The 25980-nt window shown below is 70.6% G+C and carries 25 protein-coding genes and 2 pseudogenes; 22 read left to right on the forward strand and 5 right to left on the reverse strand.

Going from position 1 to position 25980, the window contains the following annotated elements:
• Positions 1–401 precede the first annotated feature (401 nt).
• The 6 genes and pseudogenes from ACFOWZ_RS36965 to ACFOWZ_RS36985 all read left to right on the forward strand — a co-directional run bounded on the left by ACFOWZ_RS36965 (position 402) and on the right by ACFOWZ_RS36985 (position 7187).
• Entirely contained in the window at positions 402–1085 is a 684-nt protein-coding gene (locus ACFOWZ_RS36965; protein ID WP_382378588.1) for a response regulator, read from the forward strand.
• A complete protein-coding gene (locus ACFOWZ_RS36970; RefSeq protein WP_382378589.1) occupies positions 1082–2449 on the forward strand; it encodes a HAMP domain-containing sensor histidine kinase in 1368 nt (455 codons plus the stop codon). The genes ACFOWZ_RS36965 and ACFOWZ_RS36970 overlap by 4 nt, the downstream gene beginning before the upstream one ends.
• A 249-nt stretch (positions 2450–2698) precedes the next feature.
• The gene (locus ACFOWZ_RS36975; RefSeq protein ID WP_382378667.1) at positions 2699–3148 is read left to right on the forward strand and encodes an SRPBCC family protein; all 450 of its coding nucleotides are present in this window, start codon (positions 2699–2701) and stop codon (positions 3146–3148) included.
• Positions 3149–3180: 32 nt separating this feature from the next.
• A complete protein-coding gene (locus tag ACFOWZ_RS36980) occupies positions 3181–3663 on the forward strand; it encodes a MarR family winged helix-turn-helix transcriptional regulator (protein ID WP_382378590.1) in 483 nt (160 codons plus the stop codon).
• A gap of 1176 nt (positions 3664–4839) precedes the next feature.
• Positions 4840–5108 (forward strand): annotated as a pseudogene (locus ACFOWZ_RS48045) (N-acetyltransferase family protein); the annotation flags it as partial.
• 354 nt (positions 5109–5462) lie between these two features.
• Complete coding sequence (locus tag ACFOWZ_RS36985; protein WP_382378591.1) at positions 5463–7187, forward strand: aminotransferase class V-fold PLP-dependent enzyme; 1725 nt, start codon at positions 5463–5465, stop codon at positions 7185–7187.
• Here ACFOWZ_RS36985 and ACFOWZ_RS36990 read toward each other — a convergent pair.
• Positions 7154–7417, reverse strand: coding sequence for a metal-sensitive transcriptional regulator (locus tag ACFOWZ_RS36990; protein ID WP_382378592.1), 264 nt, complete (start codon positions 7415–7417; stop codon positions 7154–7156). The genes ACFOWZ_RS36985 and ACFOWZ_RS36990 overlap by 34 nt on opposite strands.
• 100 nt (positions 7418–7517) lie before the next feature.
• Here ACFOWZ_RS36990 and trxA point away from each other — a divergent pair.
• Positions 7518–7886 (forward strand): annotated as a pseudogene (gene trxA, locus ACFOWZ_RS36995) (thioredoxin); the annotation flags it as partial.
• A 14-nt stretch (positions 7887–7900) separates the two neighbouring features.
• Positions 7901–8308 (forward strand): DUF302 domain-containing protein, encoded by a 408-nt coding sequence (locus tag ACFOWZ_RS37000; protein ID WP_382378593.1) that lies wholly within the window; start codon positions 7901–7903, stop codon positions 8306–8308.
• Here the strand turns inward: ACFOWZ_RS37000 and ACFOWZ_RS37005 are convergent.
• Positions 8292–8534: a sensor histidine kinase gene (locus ACFOWZ_RS37005; RefSeq protein ID WP_382378594.1), complete on the reverse strand. Its 243-nt coding sequence runs from the start codon at positions 8532–8534 to the stop codon at positions 8292–8294. The genes ACFOWZ_RS37000 and ACFOWZ_RS37005 overlap by 17 nt on opposite strands.
• 1 nt (position 8535) lies before the next feature.
• Here ACFOWZ_RS37005 and ACFOWZ_RS37010 point away from each other — a divergent pair, with 1 nt between their 5' ends.
• Positions 8536–8709 carry a hypothetical protein gene (locus ACFOWZ_RS37010; protein ID WP_382378595.1) on the forward strand — a complete coding sequence of 58 codons (174 nt, stop codon included), beginning with the start codon at positions 8536–8538 and terminating at the stop codon, positions 8707–8709.
• An 18-nt stretch (positions 8710–8727) separates the two neighbouring features.
• Here ACFOWZ_RS37010 and ACFOWZ_RS37015 read toward each other — a convergent pair whose 3' ends face one another.
• Genes ACFOWZ_RS37015 through ACFOWZ_RS37025 form a run of 3 tightly spaced genes read right to left on the reverse strand, consistent with a single transcriptional unit; the run spans position 8728 to position 11545 of the window.
• Entirely contained in the window at positions 8728–9576 is an 849-nt protein-coding gene (locus ACFOWZ_RS37015; protein WP_382378596.1) for a sulfite exporter TauE/SafE family protein, read from the reverse strand.
• A gap of 5 nt (positions 9577–9581) precedes the next feature.
• Complete coding sequence (locus ACFOWZ_RS37020; protein ID WP_382378597.1) at positions 9582–10157, reverse strand: rhodanese-like domain-containing protein; 576 nt, start codon at positions 10155–10157, stop codon at positions 9582–9584.
• Positions 10154–11545, reverse strand: a complete 1392-nt coding sequence (locus ACFOWZ_RS37025; protein WP_382378598.1) for an MBL fold metallo-hydrolase — start codon at positions 11543–11545, stop codon at positions 10154–10156. Before ACFOWZ_RS37025 ends, ACFOWZ_RS37020 begins: the two co-directional genes overlap by 4 nt.
• Positions 11546–11874: 329 nt before the next feature.
• On the opposite strand from ACFOWZ_RS37025, the gene ACFOWZ_RS37030 reads away from it, so the two are divergent.
• The 13 genes from ACFOWZ_RS37030 to ACFOWZ_RS37090 all read left to right on the forward strand — a co-directional run bounded on the left by ACFOWZ_RS37030 (position 11875) and on the right by ACFOWZ_RS37090 (position 25947).
• The gene (locus ACFOWZ_RS37030; protein WP_382378599.1) at positions 11875–12675 is read left to right on the forward strand and encodes an alpha/beta fold hydrolase; all 801 of its coding nucleotides are present in this window, start codon (positions 11875–11877) and stop codon (positions 12673–12675) included.
• 14 nt (positions 12676–12689) lie between these two features.
• Positions 12690–14270, forward strand: coding sequence for an L-2-amino-thiazoline-4-carboxylic acid hydrolase (locus ACFOWZ_RS37035; RefSeq protein WP_382378600.1), 1581 nt, complete (start codon positions 12690–12692; stop codon positions 14268–14270).
• A gap of 5 nt (positions 14271–14275) precedes the next feature.
• A complete protein-coding gene (locus tag ACFOWZ_RS37040) occupies positions 14276–15379 on the forward strand; it encodes a hypothetical protein (protein WP_382378601.1) in 1104 nt (367 codons plus the stop codon).
• Positions 15380–15591: 212 nt separating this feature from the next.
• Positions 15592–16257 (forward strand): IS630 family transposase, encoded by a 666-nt coding sequence (locus tag ACFOWZ_RS37045; RefSeq protein WP_382378668.1) that lies wholly within the window; start codon positions 15592–15594, stop codon positions 16255–16257.
• Positions 16258–16650: 393 nt separating this feature from the next.
• Positions 16651–17310, forward strand: coding sequence for an RraA family protein (locus ACFOWZ_RS37050; protein ID WP_382378602.1), 660 nt, complete (start codon positions 16651–16653; stop codon positions 17308–17310).
• Positions 17307–18452, forward strand: coding sequence for a pyridoxal phosphate-dependent aminotransferase (locus ACFOWZ_RS37055; protein ID WP_382378603.1), 1146 nt, complete (start codon positions 17307–17309; stop codon positions 18450–18452). The genes ACFOWZ_RS37050 and ACFOWZ_RS37055 overlap by 4 nt, the downstream gene beginning before the upstream one ends.
• A 47-nt stretch (positions 18453–18499) precedes the next feature.
• A complete protein-coding gene (locus ACFOWZ_RS37060; protein ID WP_382378604.1) occupies positions 18500–19117 on the forward strand; it encodes a TetR/AcrR family transcriptional regulator in 618 nt (205 codons plus the stop codon).
• A 228-nt stretch (positions 19118–19345) separates the two neighbouring features.
• Positions 19346–20455, forward strand: coding sequence for a DUF3500 domain-containing protein (locus ACFOWZ_RS37065; protein WP_382378605.1), 1110 nt, complete (start codon positions 19346–19348; stop codon positions 20453–20455).
• A 16-nt stretch (positions 20456–20471) separates the two neighbouring features.
• Complete coding sequence (locus ACFOWZ_RS37070) at positions 20472–22277, forward strand: gamma-glutamyltransferase family protein (RefSeq protein ID WP_382378606.1); 1806 nt, start codon at positions 20472–20474, stop codon at positions 22275–22277.
• Positions 22274–22981, forward strand: a complete 708-nt coding sequence (locus tag ACFOWZ_RS37075) for a YoaK family protein (RefSeq protein WP_382378607.1) — start codon at positions 22274–22276, stop codon at positions 22979–22981. Before ACFOWZ_RS37070 ends, ACFOWZ_RS37075 begins: the two co-directional genes overlap by 4 nt.
• A complete protein-coding gene (locus tag ACFOWZ_RS37080) occupies positions 22978–24375 on the forward strand; it encodes an MFS transporter (RefSeq protein ID WP_382378608.1) in 1398 nt (465 codons plus the stop codon). Before ACFOWZ_RS37075 ends, ACFOWZ_RS37080 begins: the two co-directional genes overlap by 4 nt.
• Positions 24372–25580 (forward strand): FAD-dependent monooxygenase, encoded by a 1209-nt coding sequence (locus tag ACFOWZ_RS37085; protein ID WP_382378609.1) that lies wholly within the window; start codon positions 24372–24374, stop codon positions 25578–25580. Before ACFOWZ_RS37080 ends, ACFOWZ_RS37085 begins: the two co-directional genes overlap by 4 nt.
• A gap of 10 nt (positions 25581–25590) precedes the next feature.
• Positions 25591–25947 carry a hypothetical protein gene (locus ACFOWZ_RS37090; protein ID WP_382378610.1) on the forward strand — a complete coding sequence of 119 codons (357 nt, stop codon included), beginning with the start codon at positions 25591–25593 and terminating at the stop codon, positions 25945–25947.
• Positions 25948–25980: the final 33 nt, after the last annotated feature.

Below are 25980 nucleotides of genomic sequence, written 5' to 3' on the forward strand. Positions count from 1 at the left end.
CGAGCCGGACCAGCCCGCTTGATCGGCCTGCAGCCAGAGGAGGTCCCACGCGAAGAGACCGGTGGCGCTGGTGCGGCGAGACCGCCCGCATCCGTCGCACACGAGAATCGTTCCCGTGATGCCTTCGTCGGTGGTGGGCATGCCCGTCACGACTGGTGGTGGCCTTTCGTCGTCCCGAGACAAGCGTCGGCCGCATCTTTGCGGCCGACGCCTGACCTTCCCCGGAAAGCGCGCGCAGGCACGCGCCCACTACGGGCGTTCACCCGCGGCGACAAGCATGCCGGACACATGCACTGTGCAACCTTACGAACTCCTTCCGAAGGCACGCATTCCCGTCGAGATGCGGTCACCATGGCAACGTGATAGAAGCAGCACTAGAAACCAACGAGGAAAAGCAGGACATGGATTTCTCCGTGCTGCTCGTGGACGACGACGAGCGCATCCGCCAGGCACTCGGGCTCGCTCTCGCAGACGAGGGCTTCGACGTCGACGAGGCCGTCTCCGGCGAGGACGCGTTGAGGCGGCTCGACACCGACACGTTCGACGTCGTACTGCTCGATCTCATGCTGCCCGGTGTGGACGGTCTGCAGGTCTGCCGGAGACTGCGGGCTCAGGGAGATCTGCCGATCATCATCGTCACCGCGCGCACCGACACACCCGACGTCATCGCCGGATTGGAAGCAGGCGCCGACGACTACGTGACCAAACCTTTGGTCGCAAGCGAGCTGGCCGCACGCATCCGAGCGCTGTTGCGCCGACGCGGCGGCCCCAGGCAGAACGTCTCCTACCGCGTCGAGGACCTCGAAATCTGGCCGGACGAGGGTGTCGTACACCGCGGCGGTGAGGAGATCCGGCTCACCCGCACCGAGTTCCGCCTGCTCGCCGAACTCGCGATCGCGGGCGGGCGGATCGTGACCAGGGAGCAGCTGTTGCAGCGGGTATGGGGCTACGACTACTACGGTGACACCCGGCTTCTCGACGTGCACATCCGGCGACTCAGGACCAAGGTCGAGCACAACCCCGAGGACCCGGTGTTCGTGCTGACCGTGCGCGGCTCCGGCTACAAGTTCGGCCCTCCGAGATGATGGTTCGCCGTCCGTCGTTGCGTTGGCGGGTCGCCGCCGCGCTCGGCCTCGGCTCGGTGCTGGTCACCAGCCTGCTGGCGATCGCGACCTGGAATCTCGCATCCGATTACATGCTCAGACAGCGCCTGCAGGCCACGACCCGCCAAGCACAGGTCAACCTCCGGCTGGTCGAGGATGCCGTCCGCACCAACTCGGACGGGCTGACCGAACTGCTGACCGGGCTCACCACCAACCCGGACTCCACGATCATGCTCTTCCGCGCGAACGAGGTGCTGACCAGCGGACGGCAGGTCGACCCCGCTGTCGTGCCCGACGACCTGCTCGCGATGGCACGCGACGGCACTCCAGCCAGGCAACGTCTGCGCGCGGACGGCATCCCCGTGATCGCAGTGGCCCAGCCGCTTGCCGACGGGCAGGGCGTCTACGTCGAGCTCTTCCAGCTCGTCCAGCTCGACCGCACGTTCCGGTTCCTCAGCGGCCTGCTGATCGCCGGAACGGTGCTCAGCGGCCTCATCGGCGTAGGGCTCGGTTCGTGGGCCAGCAGACGCGCGCTGAGACCGTTGACCGAGCTGACCTCCGCGGCATCACGCATCGCCGGCGGAGATCTGAAAGCACGGCTGCCGGACCAGGCCGACCCGGACCTGGGCCCGTTGGCGAACACGTTCAACTCCACGGCCGACGCACTGGAGCAACGGGTGCTGCGCGATGCCAGATTCGCCGGCGACGTCAGCCACGAACTCCGGTCACCGCTGACGACGATGGTCAACGCGGCGGCCGTGCTGCGTCGCAGACAGGCCGAGCTGCCCGGCACCGCGGGCAAGGCGCTCAGCCTGCTCACCTCCGAGGTGGACAGGTTCGCCCGCATGGTGGTCGACCTGATGGAGATCAGCCGTGCCGACCAGGACGCCGACCGTGAGGACTTCGAGCCGCTGGATGTCGGCGCACTCGTCCGAGGCGCCGCGAGCCTGCGACTGGGTGCGGACGTCGAGATCGTCGTCGAACCGCCACCCCCGCTGGTGCTCGGAGACAGGCGCAGGCTCGACCGGGTGATCGGCAACCTGATCGAGAACGCCGAACAGCACGCCGGAGGTGCCGTCCGGCTCGCGGTGCTGCACCACCGGGGGAACGTCCGGCTGGAGGTCGACGACGCAGGCCCAGGCGTCCCCAGCGACATGCGGACGCAGGTGTTCGAGCGGTTCACTCGCGGGGCCAGAGCCGGCAGCCGCGGCGCCGACACCGGTAGCGGGCTCGGCCTCGCGCTCGTCGCCGAGCACGTCCGTCGGCATCACGGTCGCGTGTGGATCGAAGATCGGCCTGGCGGCGGAGCGCGCTTCGTCGTGGAACTCCCGGAGGCAGCCGCATGAGGACCGTCATCGCCGTCGTGGCATGTCTTCTGACCGCCTCGTGCGGAGTGTCCACGCAGGACGAGCCTGAGCCTCTTGGCACACCGACGATGTCCGGTGAGGCACCCACTCCCGTCGTGACGCAGCGCCCGCACCACTCGACGCCGGCGTCGAGTTCGAGCACTCCTGTGCCGTCAACGGCGTCGACGCCCACCCCGTGAGCGATCGTTAGCGACTCGTCAGGTTCGTCGACGTGTGAGTTCGGACAGGATGGGAGGAATCCGCCGGAAGGACCTCGTTTTGACCCGAAGCCGATCCATGCCCGCTGACGCGGAGGCCGTCTTCGACGTCGTCTCCGACCTCGACAACATGACCTCCTGGCTGCCCGACTCCGTCGAAGTCGAGCTGTCCGGCCCCAACCTCATCCGGCTCTGGTTTCCCGGCCGCCACGCCGATGTCGACGTCGAGCGCCGGGTCAACGTCGACTGGGACCGGCTGCGCATCACGTGGGGCAGCGAAACCACGACCAGCTGCTCGGGGACGCTGCAGGTGCTTCGGCTTGCCGCCGACCGCAGTGCGGTCAGCGTGCGGCTCACCGGCCCGCCCGGCGCATCCATGAGCTCGGTCGACGCCTGGACCGAGGCGGCACTCGACGCGCTGGAAACGGTCGTTGCCTCCGAATGCCGCACAAAGCAGGCGATGCACCAGCCCGTCCGGTGATCACAGCACCACGGTTGCGGTACAACAGTCTCATGACTCGGTCCAAGGTCGGCGCGAACGACGTCGACGCGCTCACCGACGCCGTGCTCACGGCGTCGCGCCTGCTGGTCGCCGTGTCCGCGCGCTCGCTCGCCGCGGTCGAGGACACGATCACCCTGCCGCAGTTCCGAATGCTCGTCATCCTGGACACTCGAGGAGCGATGCGACTCAGCTCGCTGGCCGAACTGCTGGACGTCAACCCGTCGACCGCGACCCGCATGGTGGACCGCCTCGTAGCGACCGGGATGATCGGACGCCAGCCCAACCCGGCAACGCGCCGTGAAGTCGTCGCCGAGTTGACCGATGGAGGTCGCCGTGTCGTGCGAGGCGTGACGAGGCGGCGCCGCGCGGCGATCGGGAAGATCGTGGCGAGGATGTCGGAGGGGCAACGCCGGGGACTGGTCGAGGCGCTCACCGCGTTCACGGAGGCGGGCGGCGAGCCTGCGGTGGCGGCCGGTGACCTCGGCTGGATCTGAGGAACTCAGCCCAGCCACTTGCGAAACATTTGGGTCGCTCCTCTGTTCGCTGTCGGGTTCGCTTCGGGCGTACCCGGTCACCCGCTCAGCTCACGGCCCGTCAGCCGGTCGCAAGGTCGGACCACCCGATCGAGTTCGGCACGGGTGAATCCTCGCCCGTGCGTTTCGCCCGGTGGGCAAGCGGAACCGCGGGCAGGGGTTCGGGGGTGCATCGGCGCGCACCTCCGTCATCGCGTCGAACCAAGCGAGGGCAAGCAAACGTTGCGCCGTAGAGGTTGCCGGTGCAGCAGCCCGCCACGGTTGCTCAGCTGACCGGGCGCATGAGCGCCGAGCTGAAGGCATCGGGTGATCCCTGGGCCAAGTCGTGACAACTGCCTCACGAACTGCCGTTGAGCGAGACTGAGCACCTAATTAGACGGCAGTCGAACTGACGGCGGTCAACGCGTGTGATCAACGCGGTCGAGGCACTCCTTGGCCGCAGCTCCGCGCCGATCCACCGCGATCAGCTCACTACCTGGAAAGCGCAACCTCACCTCCTCGCGGTGAACATCTGCCGGTGAATTCAGCGCTCAGGTTCTTTCTAGCTGCTTCTGCCATAGGGCGGACTAACGTAGTACCGCGTGCCGAGCCATCTGAGGACATCGACTGGCCGGGCCGAGGATTGATGAGCAGCCTAAGATTTGCTCTCTGTGCGGCAGCTAAAGCTATCCTGCCGGTTTGTCGCCGAGGCGCTTGCCAAACGATCACGAAAGCAACACGTGCGGTAGGACCGCAGTCTCCTGACGGTGGTTGCGGAGATCGCGCACATTCGACCCGCGAGGCCAAGCGACCGCCGCTCGTTAGGCCGGCACACAACCACTTTCTCGATTGGTTGCGAAGTTGCGCCCGAGAGGTGCCCCGAGATCCCCCGAACTGTGGCGGTCGTGGTCCCGCTCGACGCGCGGTGCCCGCACGGGGGACGACCGCACCAGCCGCGTACCGGCGGGATTGCGTCGAGCAGCGGTATCAGCTGGGTGACGTCGTTGCGGTTAACCCGTTTTGGTTCGCGTCCGCGTTTCGGGCGCGGAGACGGGCACCAGCGCGATGTCGCCGGGCAGGCTGAACGAGATGCCCAGCACCACCGGGTGGCGCGGATCCTTGGTGTCCAAAGGGATGAACTCGGCGCACCGGTGTCCACGCGACTGCTACACAGATGTCGCTGAGACTTCCGTCTACGCCGCCGTCGGCTTCCGGCGGCCGAGGCGTCAGCAAAACCCTGCTGCACAAGGTCACCGCCGACGACGCCGACCTCTGGACGTTGCAGACCTCGATCCTCCCCACGAACCGCGCCAGCCTCGCCCTGCACCACTCCGCGCTTCCACGCTCTCGACGCCCGCGAACGCATCGCGCCACACCACGGCGTGTGGCGCGACACCGTCTTCCTCGAACGCCGCGCAGCCGACTGAGCACCTGACCGGAAGTCCGGTCCGCACCTTCGCCGGCCGGTTGGGGCGAGAAGCACGTTGGGCCCGAACGTGCTTCTCGCGCCAGAGACGGACACGACCGGTGTCCGGCTGCCGACACCGGGAGCGAACCAGGTCTTCCGCGTCCCGAGCTGGACGGCAGGCCGAGCCGGTTGACGCGGTCGGCAACGGTGATTTCGCCCTCCGCGTCCTTCGCGGGGGCGCAGCCGGTGGCGGCGAGAATCGCGATCGCCGTCGGCCTTGGGCTCCGCCATGCCGCCCACAGGGCCTTCGTGCCCGCGCACGCGGGCCCATCGGCCGCGTCCACCGGCGTGCGTCCGGATCCACGATGGACTGGTGACCAGCAACGTTCTCGACGCTCCGGCCTCACCACTGCTCGACCGCGTTCGGTGCGGCCTGATCGGTGACCACGAGGTTCTCGACGGGCCTTACGGTCCGCGCAGGATCATCTACGCGGACTACACCGCATCGGGCCGGGCACTGGATTTCGTCGAGGACTTCATCCGCGCGCACGTCCTCCCCCGCTACGCCAACACCCACACCGAGAGCTCCGGCACAGGGCTGTACACGACGAGGCTGCGCGAACAGGCCCGGAGGCTCATCCGTGATTCGGTCGGTGGCACGGACGACGACCTCGTGATCTTCTGCGGCTCCGGTGCCACCGCGGCCATCAACAAGCTCATCGGGATTCTCGAGATCCGGCTTCCCGCGGGGCTGAGCGAGAAATACTCGCTGCGAGACCGGATTCCGCCGGATGAGCGTCCAGTGGTGTTCGTCGGGCCGTACGAGCACCACTCCAACGAACTGCCGTGGCGCGAGTCCATCGCGGACGTCGTCGTCATCGGCGAGGACGCCCACGGTCACATCGACGTCGCCGAGCTGCGCAGGCAGCTGGTCCGGCACGCCGACCGGCCGCTGCGGATCGGCAGCTTCTCGGCGGCGTCCAACGTCACCGGGGTGCTGACCGACGCCGACAGCATCGCCGCTCTGTTGCACGATCACGGCGCGCTGTCGTTCTGGGACTACGCGGCGGCCGCGCCGTACGTGCCCATCCGCGTGCGGGAGAGCGCGCCGGGCCGCGGCGACCACAAGGACGCGATCTTCCTGTCACCGCACAAGTTCGTCGGTGGACCGCAGACACCCGGCGTGCTCGTGGTGCGCCGGGAGTTGGTGACCAACGCGGTGCCGACGGTGCCGGGCGGCGGCACGGTGGCGTTCGTCCGCCCGGACGGCCACCGCTACCTCAACGATCCGGTCGCCCGCGAGGAGGGCGGCACACCCGCCATTGTCGAGTCCATCCGGGCCGGGTTGGTGTTCGCGCTCAAGGACGCCGTCGGCACCCGGCTGATCCAGGCGCGCGAGGAGCGCCTGTGGCGGCACGCCCTAGCCATCTGGGAGGACGAGCCTGGCATCGAGATCCTCGGCCACCACGCCGCGGCCAGGCTGTCGATTGTGTCCTTCCGCATCCGTGCCGGCGAGCGGTTCCTGCACCACAACTTCGTGGTGGCCTTGCTCAACGACCTGTTCGGTATCCAGTCCCGCGGCGGTTGCTCATGCGCAGGACCGTACGGGCACCGGCTGCTCGCGATCGACGCCGAGCACTCGCGCGGCTACGACCACGAGGTCGCCGTGGGCTGCGAGGGCGTCAAGCCGGGCTGGGTGCGGCTCAACTTCAACTACTTCATCACCGACGCCGTCCGCGACTACCTCGTCGAGGCCGTGCGGCTGATCGCGCAGTACGGCCACCGGCTCCTGACCGACTACGTCTTCGACCCGCACACCGCACTGTGGCGACACCGCGCCGCGGCGACCGTCCCGCTGGGGTTGCCAGACCTGCGTTCCGTCGTGACGGCAAGAACATCGGCCGAGTCAGCCGAGGTCGACGACAGCGTCCTCGCCTCGCAACTGGACGATGCCCGGTGCCTGCTCGCCGGGCGTGCGGACCTGCTCGACGACGGCCCCACCGGGCTGCCCGAGGACTTCGAGGCACTGCGGTGGTTCGTCCTGCCGCCGGTCTGCCTGCTCGGTCAGGCCAGCGCCAGGAAGAGCTTCTCCAGTTGAGCCCGGTCGGCCGCGGCCTGCTCGGAGTCGTCGGAGATGCACTTCTCCAGCCCGCTGGCGATCAGCTTGAAGCCGGCCCGGTCCAGCGCCCTCGACGCGGCCGCCAGCTGCGTGATCACGTCCTTGCAGTCCCGTCCCGATTCGATCATCTGCACGAGACCGCCGACCTGGCCCTGAACCCGCCGCAGCCGCTTGACCACGTCCGCGAGGACGTCTTCGTTGAGCTCCACCCGCTACCTCCTTCAGTACCCCCCAGGGTACCCCAACCGGGAACACAGGTTCGCCGTACGACGTTGAACCAGATACCCCAGGGGGTACCAGAGCGAGAGGAGAAAGCTCATGGCGTCCATCGAACTGACCAGAGCCAACTTCAACGAGATCGCGGGCCGGCCGGGCACCGTCCTGGTCGATTTCTGGGCGTCGTGGTGCGGCCCGTGCCGGATGTTCGCCCCTGTCTTCGAGCAGGCCTCGACCCGGCACGGCGACATCACGTTCGGCAAGGTGAACACCGAGACCGAAACGGAACTCGCGCAGGCGTTCGGCATCTCGTCGATCCCGACGCTGGTGGCGATCCGCGACGGCGTCGTCGTCTACGCCCAGCCCGGCGCACTTCCCGCTGCCGCGCTCGAGGAGCTGATCACCCAGGTCGGTGAGCTCGACATGGACCAGGTGCGCGCCGCCGCACGACCACGCCGGTGAGAGGACCCACAACCGTGAAGTACGACCTGACCATCACGCTCGACCTGTCCTACGAGGACGCCGTGCCCGCCGTCCGCGCGGCGCTGAAGGAACAGGGTTTCGGTGTGCTGACCGAGATCGACGTCCGGGCGACCATGCGGATGAAGCTCGACGCCGAGGTCGAGCCGTACGTGATTCTCGGCGCGTGCAACCCGCCGCTGGCACACCGGGCACTGGAGGTCGATCGGACGATCGGACTGCTGCTCCCGTGCAACGTCGTGGTCCGGGCGGACAACGGACGCACCCTCGTGCAGGCCCTGAACCCGAACGTGATGACCGAGATGACGGGACGGGAGGAGCTGCGGCCGATCGCAGAGGAGGCGGGTGAGCGCCTCCGTGCCGCGCTGGACTCGCTGACCTCATCGGTCACAGCGGCAGACTGATCGTGAACGCGGTGCTCTCGGCGCTGGACGTGGCGGTGACCATTCCACCGTGTGCGGTCACGAGCTCCCTGACCAGGGCGAGCCCGATACCCGTTCCCGCGACAGGTCGTCCGGTGCGGCCGCGCCAGCGCCGCTCGAAAACGCGCCCCAGCTCCTCCGCGGGGATGCCCGGTCCGGTGTCGTGGACGGCGACGACCGCCGTCTCGGCCGAGCGGTGCACGCGCACGGTGACGTCACCAGGCGCGCTCGAAGCAGGCCGCACCGTGGAGACCGCGGACATCTCGCTCATGCGCGAGTCGCTCAACGGCCTCACCGCACTCGATGTCCAGCACGTGTACGGCAACCTGCTGACGGCGCCGCAGCACCACCTGGCGGCGTTCGACCGCTTGCTGAGGCGGTGAGGTGAGGAAGTGGCGGCCCTACTCGGGGCCGCCACCCGTCGTCACCTCGCGGCGCTTGCGCGCGACGAGCCACGCGCCACCTGCTCCGGCGACGAGCAGGACCGGGACGGCCCAGGCCGCCGCGGACAGCTGCTGGGAGAGGACGAAGCCGCCCATGACGAGCACGAACCAGCCGAAGCCCTTGCGCAGCACCGTCTCCGGGATCCGCCCGGTCACCCTTCCACCGATCAGGCTGCCCACCACAGCAGCAACGGTGACCATCGCGGCGAGCTTCCAGTCGATGTGGACGGTGGTCAGGTAGCCTCCCAGCCCGGCGAAGGACTTCATCGCGATGACCACGAGCGACGTGCCGACGGCGACCGCCATGGGCAGTCCGCCCAGCAGCGCCAGTGCGGGCACCACCAGGAAGCCACCGCCGGCGCCCACCAGACCGGTGACCAGACCGACCGCGAGGCCTTCCGCGATCACTCGGCCGACCGGCAGTTCGGCGTGCGGCTTCGCCGGGGCGCCGTCGCGGCGGCCGCGGATCATCGCCACCGCCGTCGCGATCATCATCACCGCGAAGCCCGCCAGCAGCCACGTGCCGGGGATGAGCTCCGAGAGCCGGCCACCGCCGTACGCGCCCGCCATGCCGGCAGCGCCGAACACCAATCCCGTGCGCCAACGCACTCGCCCGGCTCGTGCGTGCGACACGGCGCCCACGACACTGGTGACGCCCACGACGAACAACGACATCGCGATCGCCTGCTTGGGTTCCTGCCCGGCGAGGTAGACCAGGATCGGCACGGTCAGGATCGACCCGCCGCCACCGAGCACACCCAGCGCGAGTCCCACAAGCACCGCGGCCAGCAGCGTGAGCACCAGCATCCCGCTCACCCGCTCCGGTCGCTCAGCGCCGCGACGACTGCCGCGAAGGTCGTGCGCGGGCCGCGGTTGTAGGGCAGTTTGGCCAGCAGCATGCCCATCACGCAGGTGTTCGTCAGGGCGGCGAGGACCAGTCCGGCGCCGACGAGGCCCGCGAGCCAGGTGACCGGCGGGACCAGCAGACCGACGACCACCGCGGTGAACACGATCGCGCCGGCCACCAGCCGGACCTGGCGTTCCAGGTCCCAGCGCGGTTCGCCGTGCCGCACCTCTCCGCCGGCCGCCTGCCACGCGACGATGCCGCCGTCGAGCAGCCGGAGGTTCGGCAGTCCCGCGGCGGCCAGCGCCTGCTCGGCCTCCACCGCCCGCCGACCGGACCGGCAGATCAGCACCACCTGCTCGTCCAGGTGGCGGCACAGTTCGTCGCGGTGCTCGCGCAGCAGGTCGAGCGGCACGTTGTAGGAGCCGGGGATGTGCGTGGCCTCGAACTCGCCGGGCGCGCGCACGTCGATCAACCGCGGACCGGCACCGGACTCCATCTGCCGCCGGAGCTGTGCGACGTCCAGCTTCACCGGAGTGCTCACGCCTCGTCTCCCTCCACGGTGAGGCCGGTATCCCGGACGGTGCTGAAGTCGTCATCGACGTGCACAACCTCACGCCCGGCCGCGGCCAGCACGCTCGCCGCGATGGAGGCCCGGTAGCCGGACTGGCAGTGCACCCACACGACACCGTCGGGCACGTCCACCACCCGTTGCGGCAGATCGGGCAACGGGATGTGCACCGCACCGCCGAGGTGGCCCTGCCGCCACTCACTGGCCAGCCGCACGTCGAGCACCACGTCCGCAGGCGGCATCCCGTGCGGTGCCCTCCCCGCCCACGCGGCGGCCAGATCGGCGAACGTCGTCACGGTCACCTCACCGAGATCGTCCGCGTCGCGGGCCCACTGCTCCGGTGTGCCGGTCGCCGCAGCCGCGGGGCGGTCGATGCCGATCCGCGCCAGCTCGCGCTGCGCCTGCGCCACCTGCCCGGCGGACTCGCCCAGCAACGTGATCGGCGCGCCCCACGGGACCATCCAGCCCAGCCAGGTCGACATCGGCCCGTCCAGCCCGAAGCTCAGCGTGCCGACCACGTGCTGGTGGGCGAACGCCTTGCGCGAGCGCAGGTCCACCACCCACTCCTGGGCGTCGATGCGGGTGCGCAACTCGGCCGGGTCGGCGATCCGCACCGGCGTCAGGTCGACCAGCTCGGCGCCCCGTGCGTTGCGCACGCCCATGTGTGCGTAATAGGCGGGATAGGCGTCCAGTCCGGCGAGCATCTGGGCGACGAAGTCATCGGCCTCCAGCCGCAGCGCGGAATTCGTCGCCTTCTCCCGGCCGATCGTCGACGACGGCGCGTCCGTCTGGGAAGCCGAGCAGAAGCTGCCGAACCCGTGCGTCGGCCACACCTCGGCACCGTCCGGCAGCAGGTCGGCCAACCTCTGCACGGAGGAATGCTGGTGGTGCGCCAGGACGTCCGCGTGCTGCTTGCCCAGCAGGTCCGTGCGACCGGTCGTCCCGAACAACAGCGATCCACCGGTGAACACGCCCAGCGGCCCGCCCGGGCCGCGCAGGACGTAGGACACGTGGTGGAACGTGTGCCCCGGCGTCGCCAGTACGGTCAACCGCATCCGGTCCGACAGGACGATCTCGTCCCCGTCGCTCACCGCTAACCGCTCGAACGCGACCTCGTCCGCCGCCGCCACGGCGTAGACGGCACCGGTCAGCTTGGCCAGCGCCAGGCCACCGGACACGTAGTCGTTGTGCAGATGGGTCTCCACGACGTGCGTGATCTGCACTCCGCGCCGGCCCGCCAGCTCCACGACGCGGTCGACGTCCCGCTGCGGATCCACCACCACCGCCACCCGCCCGTCGTGCGCCAGGTAGCTGCGGTCACCCAGTGACGAGGTCGCCACGACCTCGACTTCCAATGACATGGTCATTCCCATCTCTCACCGAGCCTGGGGTTCTCCGGTGTCCCACACCGGACTCACATACCCCAGGGGGTACCTGCTCCCCACCGTACGCCCTCGCTTCGCCGGGCTGCAACTACCCCCGGGGGTATAGGCGTCAGCGTGGTTTGCTCCGCGAAGCATTGAGCGGCAATGCTTCTGTCACACCAGGACAGCGGCGAGGCAGCCAGAGCCGAACAGCACGGCGTCCGCGGGCGAAGGTCCCGCCACCGTCCGGACCGAGACGGAAGACGCCTGCCGACCGGGACCATCGGCCCTGCACCAGCAGGTGAGGCAACCGGGACGCTCGAGGTATGAGGCGACCCAGCCAGGTGGACGCCGGAACGGCAGGCGGACTGCCGTACCTCCGCGTGGGATCAGGGCCGGTGCTGGTGTTCCTGCCCGGCATCACGGCCCACCACGAGGTGCCGGTGGGGATGGACCGCCGGTTCCAGCTCGGCCAGCTGCGGCCGCTGGCGCGGCGGCGGGAGGTGTGGTGGCTCAATCGCCCTCACGGCCTCACGTCCGGTGTGAGCATGGCCGACATCGCCGCCGACCACGCGGTGGCGCTGCGCGAGCTGTTCGGCCGTCCGGTCGACGTGCTCGGCGTGTCCACCGGCGGCAGCGTGGCGCTCCAGCTCGCGGCGGACGCCCCGAGCGCGGTGCGGAAGCTCGTGCTGGTCTCGGCCGCGTACGCACTGGGCGAGCGCGGTCGCCACGCGCAACGCGACACCGCGATGTGGCTGCGTGCGGGCAGGACCCGGCGCGCCGCGGTGTCCATGATGGACATCATGGGTGCCGGTCCGCTCTCCCACGGCGCCGCCAAGGCCATGGGCTGGCTGCTGGGCGGCACGTTCGTGGGGCGAGGCGACCCCGACCTGCTGGCGCTGATCGAGGCCGAGGACGCCTTCGATCTGCACGACCGCCTGCACGCCATCACCGCTCCCACCCTCGTGGTTGGCGGTTCACACGACGCCTGCTACGGGCGTGCACTGCTCGAACGCACTGCTGCCGCGATCCCGGACGCCCGGCTCGTCCTGTTCCCCCGCAAGGGCCATCTCGGCGTCAGCCCGTCGGTCGTGCGCCCCGTACTCGATTTTCTCGACGAGCCGTGAGAAAGCAGGTTGTCATGTCCCCGCGTGAGGTGTTCTTCGACTCCGCCGGCGTGCGCTGCGCCGCTGATCTGTACCTGCCCGAGGAGGCGTCCGGCCCGGTGCCGTGCGTCGTGATGGGGCATGGCGGTAGCGGCACCAAACGGCTCGGACTGCCTTCCTACGCCGAGAAGTTCGCGCGCGGCGGTGTCGCCGCGTTCGTCTTCGACTACCGCGGCTTCGGCGCAAGCGGCGGACAGCTGCGGCAGGTCATCGACGTCGCCGCTCAACGGGAGGACTACCGGGCGGCGATCGACCACGTCCGCGGCCTGCCCGAGATCGACCCGCGTCGCGTCGCCGTGTGGGGTACCTCGCTCAGCGGTGGTCACGTACTCGCTGTCGCCGCCGCCGACCCCGGCATCGCCGCCGTGGTGTCCCAGGTGCCCATGATCGACGGCATGCACCGGGGACGCACCCTGCGGCAGCGCCTCAACAGGGAGGTCACCACGCGCACCTGGCAGTTCGTCCTGGCGGCGGTCCGTGACGTGCTGGGCGCCGCGCACGGCAAGCCGCCGCGCACGGTTCCGGTCGTCGCCCCGCCCGGACAAGTGGCGGTGTTCACCGAGCCGGAGGCACGGGAGACGTTCGAGGCACTCGGCGGCGAGGCGACCGGCTGGCGCAACGAACTCGCGCCGAGGTTCCTGTTCGCGCTTCCCCAGTACGTTCGCGGCACCGCGGAGCGCCTGTCGATGCCGTTGCTGATGTGCCTGGCGGACCACGATCTGCAGGCGTCCAGCGCCTTCGCCGCCCGCGTTGCCGCTCGCGCACCGCACGCCGACCTCCGCCTCTACCCTCTCGGCCACTTCGACGTCTACACGGGTGAGGCCTTCGACCAGATCAGCGACGCGCAGCTCGCGTTCCTGCAAACCCACCTGTTCTCGCCGAACCGGCGAGAGCTCCCGTCCAGGGCGACGCGTCTCGACGTTCCGCGGGTCGAGCGTGTGCTGTCACGGAAGCAGGTCGGCCGGGCACTGCGTTTCGCCCGTCCCGTGCTGGTCGACGAGCTGGGCGAGCGCGCAGCGCACGAGGTGGCACACCGCATGGCGCGGGAGTACGGCGAGGTGGCAGCCGTCGTTCCGGCACTACGTGCTCCGACGAGCCGGATGACGCTGCGGCTGGCCGTCGACTCGCTGGTGCTGTACCGGTCCCTGCCTCAGGACACGGCCCCGCACGTCAAACGAGCGCTCGTGTCCCGGTTCGTGGCGCGCTGGATGGACGGCCAGTTCGACACCCCGATCGCTCGGTGGGTCTACCGGCATCGAGCACCTCACCTGCTCCTGCGGCGTTTCTGGTTCGCCACGGCCAACCTCGCCGACGAGCCGGACGGGTGGCGGTTCCGGTTCCTCAAGCCGAGGCCGGGCCTGTTCTACGGGGTGGACGTGACCCGCTGCGGCATCGTCCGCTTCCTCGCCGATCAGGGCGCGGCCGAACTCGCACCCCTGATGTGCCAGGGCGACTACCAGATCATCAGGTTCCTGCCTCCGGGAGTGCGGTTCGTCCGGACGCAGGTCATCGCCGAGGGTGCGCCGTACTGCGATTTCCGTTACGCGACAAGGTGATCCGCATGACCACCGCAGGCTTCGCGTGGGCTGAGCTGCTGGGCGGTGATCCGCGTCCGTGGATCGCGTCGTCGGACGAGCCCGCGGCACGGTGGGTGCTGGCTACGCAGGTTCTCGGCGAACCAGCTGATGACGTGCGGCGTCAGGTGCTCGCCGATGCCGCGACGCAGCGGCTGGTGGACCGCCTGCCCGATTGGGAGGCAGGTGATCCGCTCGCTGGTCACAACAGCGTCGCTTTCGCCCCCAACCTGCTCAACCTGCTCGCCGACATGGGCGTGCGCGGCGGTGACGACGAGCAGGTCGAGCGGCTGCTCGACCGGATGCTCGCCCACCAGGAGGACAACGGGCGCTTCCCGTCCTACGCCGCACGCAGGCTGACCGACGCTCCGGTCTGGGGTGCGCTGCTGTGCGACGCGCACGCCGTTGCCGAGGTGCTCGTGCGGTTCGGCCGGGAACGGGATCCGCGTGTGCGTGCCGCGTTGCGGCGCATGGAGGACGACCTCACCGGTACCGCGCAGGGACGCGCGTGGCCGTGCATCCCGCATCCGGTGCACGGCTTCCGCGGACCGGGCCGCGCAAGCGACTTCTGCCCGCAGGTCACGCTGCAGGCGTTGCGCACCTTCGCCGGTCTGCCCGCGGGCGATCAGCCCGCCGGTCTGCTGGGCGTCGCGTCGGTCTCCCTGGCCGCGTGGCGCAGACGCGGCACCGAGAAGCCCTACATGTTCGGGCACGGCCGGGGATTCAAAACGATCAAGTGGCCGCCCACCTGGTACAGCGTCTACGCGCTGCTCGACACGCTCGGCCGCTACCCGGCGCTCTGGCGCGCCGAGGACGCGCGACCGGAGAACCGGCGTGCGCTCGCGGAGCTGCTGGCCTGCCTGGTCACCTACAACAGGGGTCCGGGCGGTGCGGTCGTTCCGCGCTCGGTGTACCGAGGACTGGCCGACTTCTCCTGGGGGCAGAAGAAACGGCCATCGGCGTTCGCCACGGCCCGCGTGCTCGCCGTCCTGGTGCGGTTCGACGACCTGGCGGAAGACGCTGCCGCGGTCGACGTGCGGCGGCTGCCGAGTTCGAAGGGCGGATCCGGGACCGCACTCCCGCCACCGTGAGAGACACCCGGCTCACGTCTCCGCCGACATCCGTGCGTTGTCGTTCAGGCCATAACGTTGCTCGATCGCCTTCACCAGCAACGGCCTGATCTCGCCGACATCGGCACCGGCCGCGATGCGGCTCTCCAGCCTGCGAGCGGCGGTTCGACGCCCTGGACCCAAAATGGAGCGGGGGACGGCCGAAGACGATCGGTGAGCAGATCCGTGAGCGGATCTGCGGTGTCTCGTGGCAGACCACGACCACCTGGAAGGCCTCGACCGACCCGGACTTCCTGGCCAAGATGCACCGGATACTCGATCTCCACGACCATCCACCCGAGGACGGGCGGGTGATCTGCGTGGACGAGTTCGGGCCACTGAACCTCATGCCCCGCAAAGGAAAAGCCTGGCGGCCACAGACCAGACCGCGCCGATTACGGGCGACCTGCAACCGCTACGACGGCGTCATGCACATGCTCGCCGCCCTCGACCTGGCCACCGGCAAGATCCTCTACCGGATCCGGTCGCGCAAACGCCACAGCGAGTTCCTCGGCCTGCTCGAAGCCCTGCTCGCCCGCTGGCCGGGCGAGAAGTTGTATCTGGTCATGGACAACTTCTCCCCGCACCGCCACCCCGACGTCCACACCTGGGCCGCCGGCAACCAGGTCGAGCTGGTGTTCCTGCCGACCTACGGGTCCCGGCTGAACTGGATCGAGGCCGAGTTCGCCGCACTGCGCTACTTCGCCCTCAACGGCACCGACCACCGCAGCCACACCGAACAGAACACCGCGATCGCCGCCTACATCCGCTGGCGCAACGCCCGCGCCAAGCCCAAGACCGGCTTCGCCACCGACTCACCCATCCGCACCTGGACCCATTACCCGGTCAACGTTGCTTGACGCGCCACTGGGTGTGCCGAACGTCGATCTACGGGCCCTGGGGCATCAGTGGCAAAGCCGGACCAGGACGTCCGCATCGTGGTGCACGCTGGGTCGGCTGACGAATTCGTGGCAATGCGACAGCACCTGACCGACATGCAGCCAGCCGAATACCCATCGCCGTTGTTCTACTTCGTGGTGGGGACAGTTCAAGACACACCCTCATCGCGCTGCCCCACACCACCCCCGATCCCACCACTACCCCCGACAACGGCAGATGTGGCGGTCACCGACCACCGCCTGATCGCTCGCCGCTGAACAAGTCCGCCGCGAACCGTTGTCGCCCGGCCTCCGACCCGCTACCGTAACGTCCAGAATGATAGATATCTCTTATTTAAGAGGTGAGCCTTCACTATGTACATCGCTGCGGCGACGGACAGCGTGTCCCTCGCTCCGGACTGGCTCCGCCCGGCGGCCGCGGAGACACACCGCCTCGGGGAGGTGCCGGCCGCCAACGTCGGGGACGCGCTCGGGCGGATGACGGTGCTGGACGGTGGCATCAGGCGGTTCGCCGGCCGGTCACCGCTGGTCGGCACCGCCCTGACGGTGGACGTGCGCTCGGGCGACAACCTCGCCGTCCACCGGGCGCTCGACGAGGCGCGGCCCGGCGACGTCCTCGTCGTCAACGGCCACGGCGACATCACGCGCGCGCTCGTCGGCGACCTCATCGGCGAGATCATGGTGAATACCGGGGTGACCGGTGCCGTGGTCGACGGCGCGGTCCGCGACGTCGAGGCGCTGGCCGGCATGGGGCTCGCCATGTACGCGCGGGCGGTCACCCCGGCCGGTCCGTTCAAGGACGGGCCCGGCGCGATCGGTGTCCCGGTGGCGGTCGGCGGTGTGGTGGTGGCGCCGGGTGACGTGGTCGTCGGCGACTCCGACGGCGTGGTCGTCGTCCCGCGGCACCGGCTGCGCGAGGCCGTCGACGCACTGGACGGCATCGGCGAGAAGGAAGAGGCGCTGCGGCAGCGCATCCTCGCCGCGCGTCCCGGTCGCCCGGCGGTGACGCGATGACCGCCGTCCGGATCCACGAGCTGCGCCACTTCTCTCGGCGCCCGGCCCTCGGCCAGTCCTCCCCCGGCGCGGTGTCCCTGGCGCTGGGCGAACCGGACTTCCCCACGCCGGCGCCGGTGGTCGAGGCCGCCGCGGCCGCGCTAAGGGCGGGAGACACCCACTACGCGGACCAGAGAGGCCTTCCGGAGCTGCGCGCCGCGCTCGCGTCCCGGTTGCCGGAACACCCCGGCCGGACGTGGAGCGCGGACGACGTCGTCGTCACCCACGGCGCCACCGGCGCGCTGGCGGCGGTCGTGCTCGCGATGGTCGGGCCCGGCGACCGCGTCGTCATCCCGGAACCCGCCTACTCGCTCTACGCCGACCTGGTCGTCCTCGCGGGCGGCACCGTGGACTTCGTCCCGCTCGGCCCCGACCTGCACTGGGACCTCGCCGCACTGGCCGCCGCGCTGCCCGGTGCCGCCATGATGATCTTCTCGAACCCGTCGAACCCGACCGGCGTCGTGCACCGCGGGCAGGAGCTGGAGGCGCTCGGCGAGCTGCTCCGCGGCTCCGGCACGCTGGTCGTCAGCGACGAGGCCTACCACCGGCTGGTCTACCCCGGTCACGAGTGGATGTCGGCGCTGTCCGTCGAGTCGCTGCGGGACCGGACGGTCCAGGTCCAGACGTTCTCCAAGACGTACGCGATGACGGGCTGGCGGATCGGCTACCTGGCCGGGCCGCGAGCGGTCGTGGACGCGGCGGCGCACGTGCACCGCACCCTCAACGGCTCGGTGAACACCGCCGTCCAGCGCGCCGCACTCGCCGCTCTTGCCCTGCCGGACAGCGTCGTGGACGCCATGGTCGACACCTACCGGCAGCGCCGCGACCTCGTGGTCGAGCGCCTCACGGGCGTAGCCGGCCTGCACCTCGTGCCACCGGAGGGCGCGTTCTACGGCTTCCTCCGCTACACCGCCGACCGCCCGTCCGAGGAGGTCGCCCGCGCGCTCGCCGCACGGAAGGTGCTGGTCCGCGCCGGATCGGAGTACGGACCGTCCGGCGAGGGATACATCCGGATCTCGTTCGCGGCCTCCGAGGACGACCTGCGGACCGGACTGAACCGCATCGTCGGCCACCTCGCACCCGAACGGCCGGGCCCGCCATGATCGGAGGCGATAGGCTTCGCGTGCACTTCTACGAGGACAGGAGGCCCGTGTCCGATCGGCAGGCCGCCCCGCGAGGCGGGCGCAAGCTGCGCAGTGACACCCTGCGCAACCGCCGGCGGCTGTTCGAGGCCGTGCGTGAGCTCGCCAGGGAAGCACCCGACGAGCTCACGATGCAGGCCGTCGCGTCGCGCGCCGAGATCGGTCCCGCCACCGCCTACCGGTACTACTCCTCGCTGGACGAGGTGCTCGCGGCGTACGTGCTCAGCGTCGTCGAGGAGCTGAACGAGTTCACCACCGAGTCGACCGCGCAGGGCAGGCCGCTCTTCGACGCCGCCGTGGACAAGTGGCTGGACCTGCTGGTCGAGCACGGTCCCGCCCTGGTGCAGCTGCGGTCCCGCCGGGGCTACCTGGAGCGGCTGCACAACGGCAACGAGATCATCGAGACCATGCGGAACGCCTGGTCGGAGCCCGTGCTGGCGCTGCTCGGCGACCTGGAGCTGCCGGCGAAGATGCTCGAGCACGCCCTGTTCCTCAACAACATGATCTACGACCCGCGCGAGGTCCTGGACCTCATGAACGAGACGAGCCTGTCCCGCCGGGAGATCGTCACCCGGCTGACCGAGGCGTTCTGCGGCGCGCTGCGCGGCTGGGCCCGCGTCGGCTGACCTCCCCCGCGCGGCCCCACGTCAGCACCTGATCCGTTCCCCGGCTTGGGACCCGCGCGCCAATTAATTGATAGAATCATCTCAATCAATAATTTAGTTGCGATCTATGAACGAAGGAGTCGTCATGTCCGGTGCGACCACACGAGCGAGCGACCTCGCCTCCCGGACGTTCACCGCGCGCACTCCCTGGCAGAGCGCACGCCACCACGACGTCCACGTGGCCCACGCATGAGCGACGCGAGCGCCGAAGTCGCGCAGCGCATGGCGGAGGCGGCCGGCACGTGGCTCGCCTCCCTCGACCCCGGCCAGCGCGAGGTGGCGGTCGGGCCGGCACCTCGCGCCGACGGCGAGACCGAGGCCGAACGGACCCGGTGGTTCTACACGCCGACCGACCACGGCGGCCTGACCCTCCACGAGCAACGCCCCGCCCAGCACCGGATGGTGATGCGGCTGGTCGCGAGTGGACTGTCCGAGGCCGGATACACCACCGTCGCCACCGTGCTGGGCCTGGAGAACGTCCTCGACCGCGTCGAGGGCTTCTCGGTGGACTGGGGCCGGGAGCGCACCCGCGACCCCGGCCTCTACTACCTGCGGGTCTTCGGCGAGCCCGGCGGGCCGCGGCCGTGGGGGTGGAGGTTCGGCGGCCACCACGTCTCGCTCAACAACCTCGTGGTGGACGGGCGGGTCGTCGCGACCACGCCGTGCTTCCTCGGCGCCGACCCGGCCGCGTCGCCGTTGCTGGGCGGCACGGCACTGCGCCCGCTGGGAGCGGCCGAGGACCTGGCCGGTGAGCTGGTCCGGTCCCTGCACCCCGACCTCACCGCCCGAGCGGTGCTGTTGCCCACCGCTCCGAACGACGTCGTGGCGGGCAACAGCTCCCGGGTCGGGGACCGCGTGCTGCGGCGGCGCGAGCTGTGGCGGCGCGGCGGGCACGTGCCCGACCGCGCAGACCACCCGGTCACCGGCCTGAACGACGCCGACCAGCGGGCGCTGGCCCTCACGCGGGAGCCTCAGGGCGTGCCGGGCAGCGAGCTCGACACCGGGCAGCGGGAGCTGCTGCGGGCGTTGCTGGGCACCTACCTCGGCCGCGTCCCGGACGGCGTCTCCCCGCTGTCCCGCTACGACGACCCGGCGGCGCTGGACGCCGTGCACCTCGCCTGGGCCGGTTCCACCGCGGCGGGCGAACCGCACTACTACCGCCTGCGCGGTCCGCGGCTGCTCGTCGAGTGGACCAACGTCCACCGCGGCGCCAACCACGCGCACGCCGTGTGGCGGGACCCGGAGGCCGACTTCGGCGGCGACGTCCTGGCCGCCCACCATGCCACCCACCACCCCTGAACGGAGTACGACGTCCATGGCCGGTCCACCCCAGACCGACACCGACCCGCACACCACCCGTCCCACGCTCCGCGGGTCGTTCGGCATGTGTGCCTCGACGCACTGGCTCGCCTCCGCGACGGCCCAGTCCGTGCTGGAACGCGGCGGCAACGCCTTCGACGCGGCCGCGGCGGGCGCCTTCGTGCTGCACGTGGCCGAACCGCACCTCAACGGGCCGGGCGGTGACCTCGTCGCCGTGCTCGCCGCCGCGGGCGACCCGTCCCCCGTCGTGCTGGCGGGCCAGGGCCACGCACCGCGCGGGGCGACGATCGAGCATTTCCTGGCCGAGGGCCTGGACCACGTGCCCGGCGCGGGCGCGCTGGCCGCCGCGGTTCCGGGCGCCGTCGACTCGTGGCTGTGGCTGCTCGCCGAGCACGGCACCTGGGACCTGCCCGAGGTGCTGGCCTACGCAATCCACTACGCCGAGCACGGCGTTCCGGTCGTGCCCCAGCTGGCAAAGGTCCTGGCGACCGTCGAGAACCTCTTCCGCACGCACTGGCCGACCTCGTACGCGCTGTGGATGCCGGAAGGCCAGGTGCCCCGTGCGCACGAGACCGTCGTGAACACCACTTACGCCCGGACCCTGCGCCGGTTGTGCGCCGCGGGCACCGGCGGGTCGAGAGCGGCGCGCATCCGTTCCACGCGCCGGGCCTGGCGCACCGGCTTCGTGGCCAACGCCGTGGCCGAGTTCGCCGCGGTCCCCCACCGGCACTCCAGCGGCACCGACCACGCCGGCGTGATCACCGCCGCCGACTTCGCCGACTTCGTGCCGTCGCTCGAACCCGCCGTCACCACGGAGTTCCGCGGTACCACGGTCGCGAAGGCGGGTCTGTGGTCGCAGGGACCCGTGCTGCTGCAGGCCCTCAGCCTGCTCGACCACTTCGACGACGAGCAGATCGACCCGTCGACCGCGCAGGGCGTCCACACGATCACCGAGGCCGTGAAGCTGGCCATGGCGGACCGCGAGGCGTTCTACGGACACCTCGACCCGGCGCGGGCGGAATCCGTTGTGCGGCAACTGCTCCACCCTGGTTACAGCGAGGAACGGGCCGGTCTGATCGGCTCGGTCGCGTCGACCGCGTTCCGGCCCGGCGACATCGGCGTCCCGCCGTACACACCGCCGCTCGTCACCGCGCAGGACGCCGTCCCTGCGGACGGGGTCGGAGAACCGACCGTGCAGCAGACCGGCGAGACCCGCGGCGACACGTGCCACATCGACGTCGTCGACCGGTGGGGCAACATGATCTCCGCGACGCCGTCGGGAGGCTGGCTCCAGTCGTCGCCCGCGGTGCCGGACCTCGGTTTCGCGCTGGGCACACGGCTGCAGATGACCTGGCTCGACCCCGCCGCGCCGTCATGCCTGGAGCCGGGACGGCGGCCCCGCACGACGCTGAGCCCGACGCTGCTGCTGCGCGACGGGCGCCCGATGGCATCGCTCGGCACGCCGGGTGGCGACCAGCAGGACCAGTGGCAACTGCTCTACCTGGTGCGCACGCTCGCGTTCGGCCTCGGCCCGCAGGAGGCGATCGACGCGCCGGCCTTCCACACCAAGGCGTTCCCGAGCTCGTTCTGGCCGCGGACCTGGAGCCCCGGCAGCCTCGTCGTCGAGGAGCGCGCCGGTGCCGCCGTCGTCGACGGTCTGCGGGAACGCGGGCACGACGTGGCGGTGTCCGGGCCGTGGAGCCAGGGCCGGCTGTCGGTGGTCACCCGCGATCCGGACACCGGCGCCCTCGGGGCGGCGGCGAACCCCCGTGGCGCCCAGGGTTACGCGGTGGGCCGGTGACCGCCCGCGTCACGCCGGTGCACCTGGTGCTGGCCCTCACCTTCTCCACCGGTGTCGTCGACGCCGTCGGGTACCTGCGCCTGGACCAGGTCTTCGCCGGCAACATGACGGGCAACGTGGTCATCCTCGGCATGGCGGCCGTGGGAGGCACCGGACTCCCAGTGCTCGGTCCGGCCCTGGCGCTCGTGTTCTTCCTCGCCGGCGCGGCCGCGGGCGGACGGGTGCTGCGGACCGCCGCGCCGGGCTGGGGCCACCGCTGCACGGCGCTGCTGGCCGGCGCCGGCCTCGTGCTGGCCGCCACCGCGCTCGGCCTGGCCCTCATCGGGACGAGCGCCTCCGCAGTAATGGCGTCCTCTCTCGCGCTGGCCATGGGCACGCAGGCAGCGATAGCCCGCCATCTGGGCGTCAAGGACGTCACCACCGTGGTCGTCACCTCCACCTTGACCGGACTCGCCGCCGACTCCCGGCTGGGAGTGGCCCGCGGCCAGGGCGCGGGCCGGCGCGTGGCCGTGGTCGTGCTCCTCGTGCTCGGTGCCGCCGCTGGCGCGGCTCTGTGCCTCGTGCACGAAAGTCTCGCGGTCACCGCGGCGGCGGCAGTCGTGCTCGCCGTCACCGGCTTCGGCCACGTGTCCGCCTCCACCAGATCGTCCTCGTCCCCGACGAGAAGTCCCGTCACCGCACAACGACCAGGAGGACGCCCATGACCACCACCCCGGTCGCCCCAGCCACGATGAGGAAGTCGGCTCTCTGGGCGCTCGGCCTGCTGGCGCTCGCCACCGGCGCGCTGGAGTCGGTGGTGACGCCGACCTTGCCGCTGCTGCAACGCGAACTGGACATGAGTCCCGCGCAGGGAGCGCTGCTCAGCATCGTGCTGCTGATCACCGGCGCGCTCGTCACCCCGGTCGCGGGCAAGCTCGGCGACCGCTACGGCGGCAAGCGCATGTTGATCCGGCTGATGACGGTGGTCTGCGCCGGCGGCCTGGTGTCGGCGCTGGCACCCAACCTGCCCGTGCTGCTGCTCGGCCAGGTGCTGCAGGGCGCCATGGTGGGCGCGCTGCCGCTGTCGTTCATCCTGGTGCGCAAGCACCTCCCCGCCGACCGGTCCAAAGTGGCCATCGGCGTCGTCAGCGGCCTGTTCGTGGGCGGCGGGATGGCAGGGACGCTGTCCGCCGGTCCCGTGGCCGAGCAGCTGTCCCGGCACTGGATGTTCGCACTGCCCACGTTCGCCGTCATCGCGGCGACCGCGCTGCTCGGCCGGCTGATGCCGGACGACCAGCCTGGTCACCCTCGCGAGAGCGGGATCGACTGGGCGGGCCTCGCGCTGCTGAGCCTGACGCTGGTCACGCTGATGCTGGTCCTCGCGCTGGCACCGGAGATCGCGGCGCAACCGCTCGTGCTCGCGGGCCTCCTCGTCCTGCTGGCCGCGTTCGCGACGGGGTGGGTCGCCGTCGAGCGCCGCGCGGCCTCTCCGATGGTCGACCTGACCATGCTGGCCCAGCCCGCGGTGTGGAAGTCGTGCCTGCTGACGTTCGTGATCTGCGTCGGCACCTCCGGGGCGCTCTACCTCGTGCCACAGCTGTTCGCCGTCTCCGGTGACGGGTACGGGTTCGGCGCCGGCGCCACCCAGATCGGCTTCTACCTGCTGCCCGGCGCGGTGGCCGCGACCCTGGCCGGACCGCTCGGCGGGCTCGCGACGCGGCGCTTCGGCTCGCGCGCCGTCGTGGCCTCCGGCGCCGTCCTCCTGGCCGTCGGACTGCTCGCCATGGCCGCCGTGCACACCGAGGTCTGGCACCTGATCGTCGGCAAGGCGCTCGTCGGGCTCGCCAACGGCCTGTGCATCACCGCGATGGTGACCAGCACCGCCACCTCCGTCGACGAGGGCGACACCGGTATCGCCACCGGCCTGGTCCTGGTGACGCGCGTGCTCGGCTTCGCCGTCGGCGTCCAGGTCTGCGGCGCGATCCTCACCGCGGGCACCCTTCCCGGCTCGGACGTCCCCGCCGAGTCCGCCTTCGTCACCGGCTTCGTGATCGCCGGAGCCGTCACCGCACTGTCCCTCCTGGTCGTCCGCACCACCGGAAAAGGAACCCGCTCATGACCCGCACCGTCCTGATCTCCGGCGCCAGCGTCGCAGGCCCGGTCCTCGCGTATTGGCTCCACCGCGCCGGTGACGCGGTCACCGTGGTGGAGAAGGCGAGCGCCCCGCGCAGCGGCGGCTACCCCATCGACGTCCGCGGCACCGCCCTCGACGTCCTCGGCAGGATGGGGCTCCTGCCCCGGCTGCGGGAGGCCCACATCGACCTGCGCCGCATCACCTTCCTACAGGGCGACGGCAGCCGGGTCGCCGCGCTGCACCCCCACGCCATCAGCGGCGGCGTCGAGGGGCGGGACCTCGAGGTGCGGCGCGGTGACCTCACCGAGGCGCTGCACGAGGCCGTCCGCGACGACGTGGAGTTCCTGTTCGACGACTCGATCGCGACCCTCGACCAGCACGACCACGGCGTAGACGTCACCTTCCACAGCGGCGCCGCACGGACGTTCGACGTCGTTGTGGCCGCGGACGGCACGCACTCCCGCACCCGCGAGCTGGTGTTCGGCCCCGAGGAACAGTTCCACCGGTACCTGGGCTACTGCTTCGGCATCTTCACCATGCGCAACACCTTCGGCCTCTCCCACGAGACCGTCATGTGGAACGCGCCGGGCAAGGCGGCCGCGCTGTACGCCACCGGAAACGACGACGAGGTGCACGCGTTCCTCAACTTCGCCCTGCCGCAGCCGCCGTTCGACGCGTTCGGCGACCTCGCGGCCCAGCGGGACCTGGTCACCTCGGTCTTCGCGGATGCGGGCTGGGAGATCCCCGGCATGCTCACCGCCCTCCGCGGCGCCGAGGACCTGTTCTTCGACGCGGTCAGCCAGATCCGCATGCCGCACTGGTCGTCCGGCAGGGTCGCGGTGGTCGGCGACGCGGCGTACGCGCCGTCGTTCCTCACCGGCCAGGGCACGAGCCTCGCGCTCGTCGGCGCGTACATGCTCGCCGGCGGCCTCACCGGCCAGGACCACGCCGAGGGTTTCCGGCGCTACGAGCACAGCACCCGCGAGTTCGTGACCCTCAACCAGGACCTGGTCGGTAAGGGCGGCGCCACGCTCTTCCCCACCACCGCCCAGGACCTCGAGCGGCGCAATGAGAGGCTGCGCGGTCTCAGCGCCCTGCCTCCGGCGCAGGGACGCGACGCCCACTCGGCTCTCACGTTGCCGGAGTTCGCCATGACGAAACAACGCCTGCGATACCTGGCGGAATCCTGACCTCACGAGGGTGACCGATACGTGGTCGGAGGCGTTGGCCGTGGTGCGCGACGGTGACGACGACCAGGTCGTCGCGCTGGGGGCGCAACTGGCCGAGAAGTACCTGATGAACGACGATCACCTGGACGTGGTCCCTTCCCTCATCTTGTCCGTCGAGACCGGGACGGGCGGCGCTGGTCAGGCGAGTACGTCGAGACGGCGATGGCGCGGACGGTCGGTGACGCTGGCGTCCAGCGTGGCCAAGGTGCCGGTGGGCCGCACCACGCCTGGCCCGCACCGGGCGACGGCCGCGTCCGCCGCGGAGTGGCTCGGCTTCCTGGCAGAGCACGGCGTGTCGAGCCAACTGTGCCTGTCGACGCCCTCCTGATCACACCAATGAGACATAAATATTGAATAATAG

It is taken from the genome of Lentzea rhizosphaerae, assembly GCF_042649515.1.
Taxonomy (GTDB): domain Bacteria; phylum Actinomycetota; class Actinomycetes; order Mycobacteriales; family Pseudonocardiaceae; genus Lentzea; species Lentzea aerocolonigenes.

Excerpts from the sequence above, each read along its gene's own strand:
- ACFOWZ_RS36965 (WP_382378588.1), top strand. The coding sequence starts at position 402 with ATGGATTTCTCCGTGCTGCTCGTGGACGACGACGAGCGCATCCGCCAG.
- ACFOWZ_RS36970 (WP_382378589.1), top strand. The coding sequence starts at position 1,082 with ATGATGGTTCGCCGTCCGTCGTTGCGTTGGCGGGTCGCCGCCGCGCTC.
- ACFOWZ_RS36975 (WP_382378667.1), top strand. The coding sequence starts at position 2,699 with ATGGGAGGAATCCGCCGGAAGGACCTCGTTTTGACCCGAAGCCGATCC.
- ACFOWZ_RS36980 (WP_382378590.1), top strand. The coding sequence starts at position 3,181 with ATGACTCGGTCCAAGGTCGGCGCGAACGACGTCGACGCGCTCACCGAC.
- ACFOWZ_RS37015 (WP_382378596.1), bottom strand. The coding sequence starts at position 9,576 with ATGCTGGTGCTCACGCTGCTGGCCGCGGTGCTTGTGGGACTCGCGCTG.
- ACFOWZ_RS37025 (WP_382378598.1), bottom strand. The coding sequence starts at position 11,545 with ATGTCATTGGAAGTCGAGGTCGTGGCGACCTCGTCACTGGGTGACCGC.
- ACFOWZ_RS37030 (WP_382378599.1), top strand. The coding sequence starts at position 11,875 with ATGAGGCGACCCAGCCAGGTGGACGCCGGAACGGCAGGCGGACTGCCG.
- ACFOWZ_RS37035 (WP_382378600.1), top strand. The coding sequence starts at position 12,690 with ATGTCCCCGCGTGAGGTGTTCTTCGACTCCGCCGGCGTGCGCTGCGCC.
- ACFOWZ_RS37040 (WP_382378601.1), top strand. The coding sequence starts at position 14,276 with ATGACCACCGCAGGCTTCGCGTGGGCTGAGCTGCTGGGCGGTGATCCG.
- ACFOWZ_RS37050 (WP_382378602.1), top strand. The coding sequence starts at position 16,651 with ATGTACATCGCTGCGGCGACGGACAGCGTGTCCCTCGCTCCGGACTGG.
- ACFOWZ_RS37055 (WP_382378603.1), top strand. The coding sequence starts at position 17,307 with ATGACCGCCGTCCGGATCCACGAGCTGCGCCACTTCTCTCGGCGCCCG.
- ACFOWZ_RS37065 (WP_382378605.1), top strand. The coding sequence starts at position 19,346 with ATGAGCGACGCGAGCGCCGAAGTCGCGCAGCGCATGGCGGAGGCGGCC.
- ACFOWZ_RS37070 (WP_382378606.1), top strand. The coding sequence starts at position 20,472 with ATGGCCGGTCCACCCCAGACCGACACCGACCCGCACACCACCCGTCCC.
- ACFOWZ_RS37080 (WP_382378608.1), top strand. The coding sequence starts at position 22,978 with ATGACCACCACCCCGGTCGCCCCAGCCACGATGAGGAAGTCGGCTCTC.
- ACFOWZ_RS37085 (WP_382378609.1), top strand. The coding sequence starts at position 24,372 with ATGACCCGCACCGTCCTGATCTCCGGCGCCAGCGTCGCAGGCCCGGTC.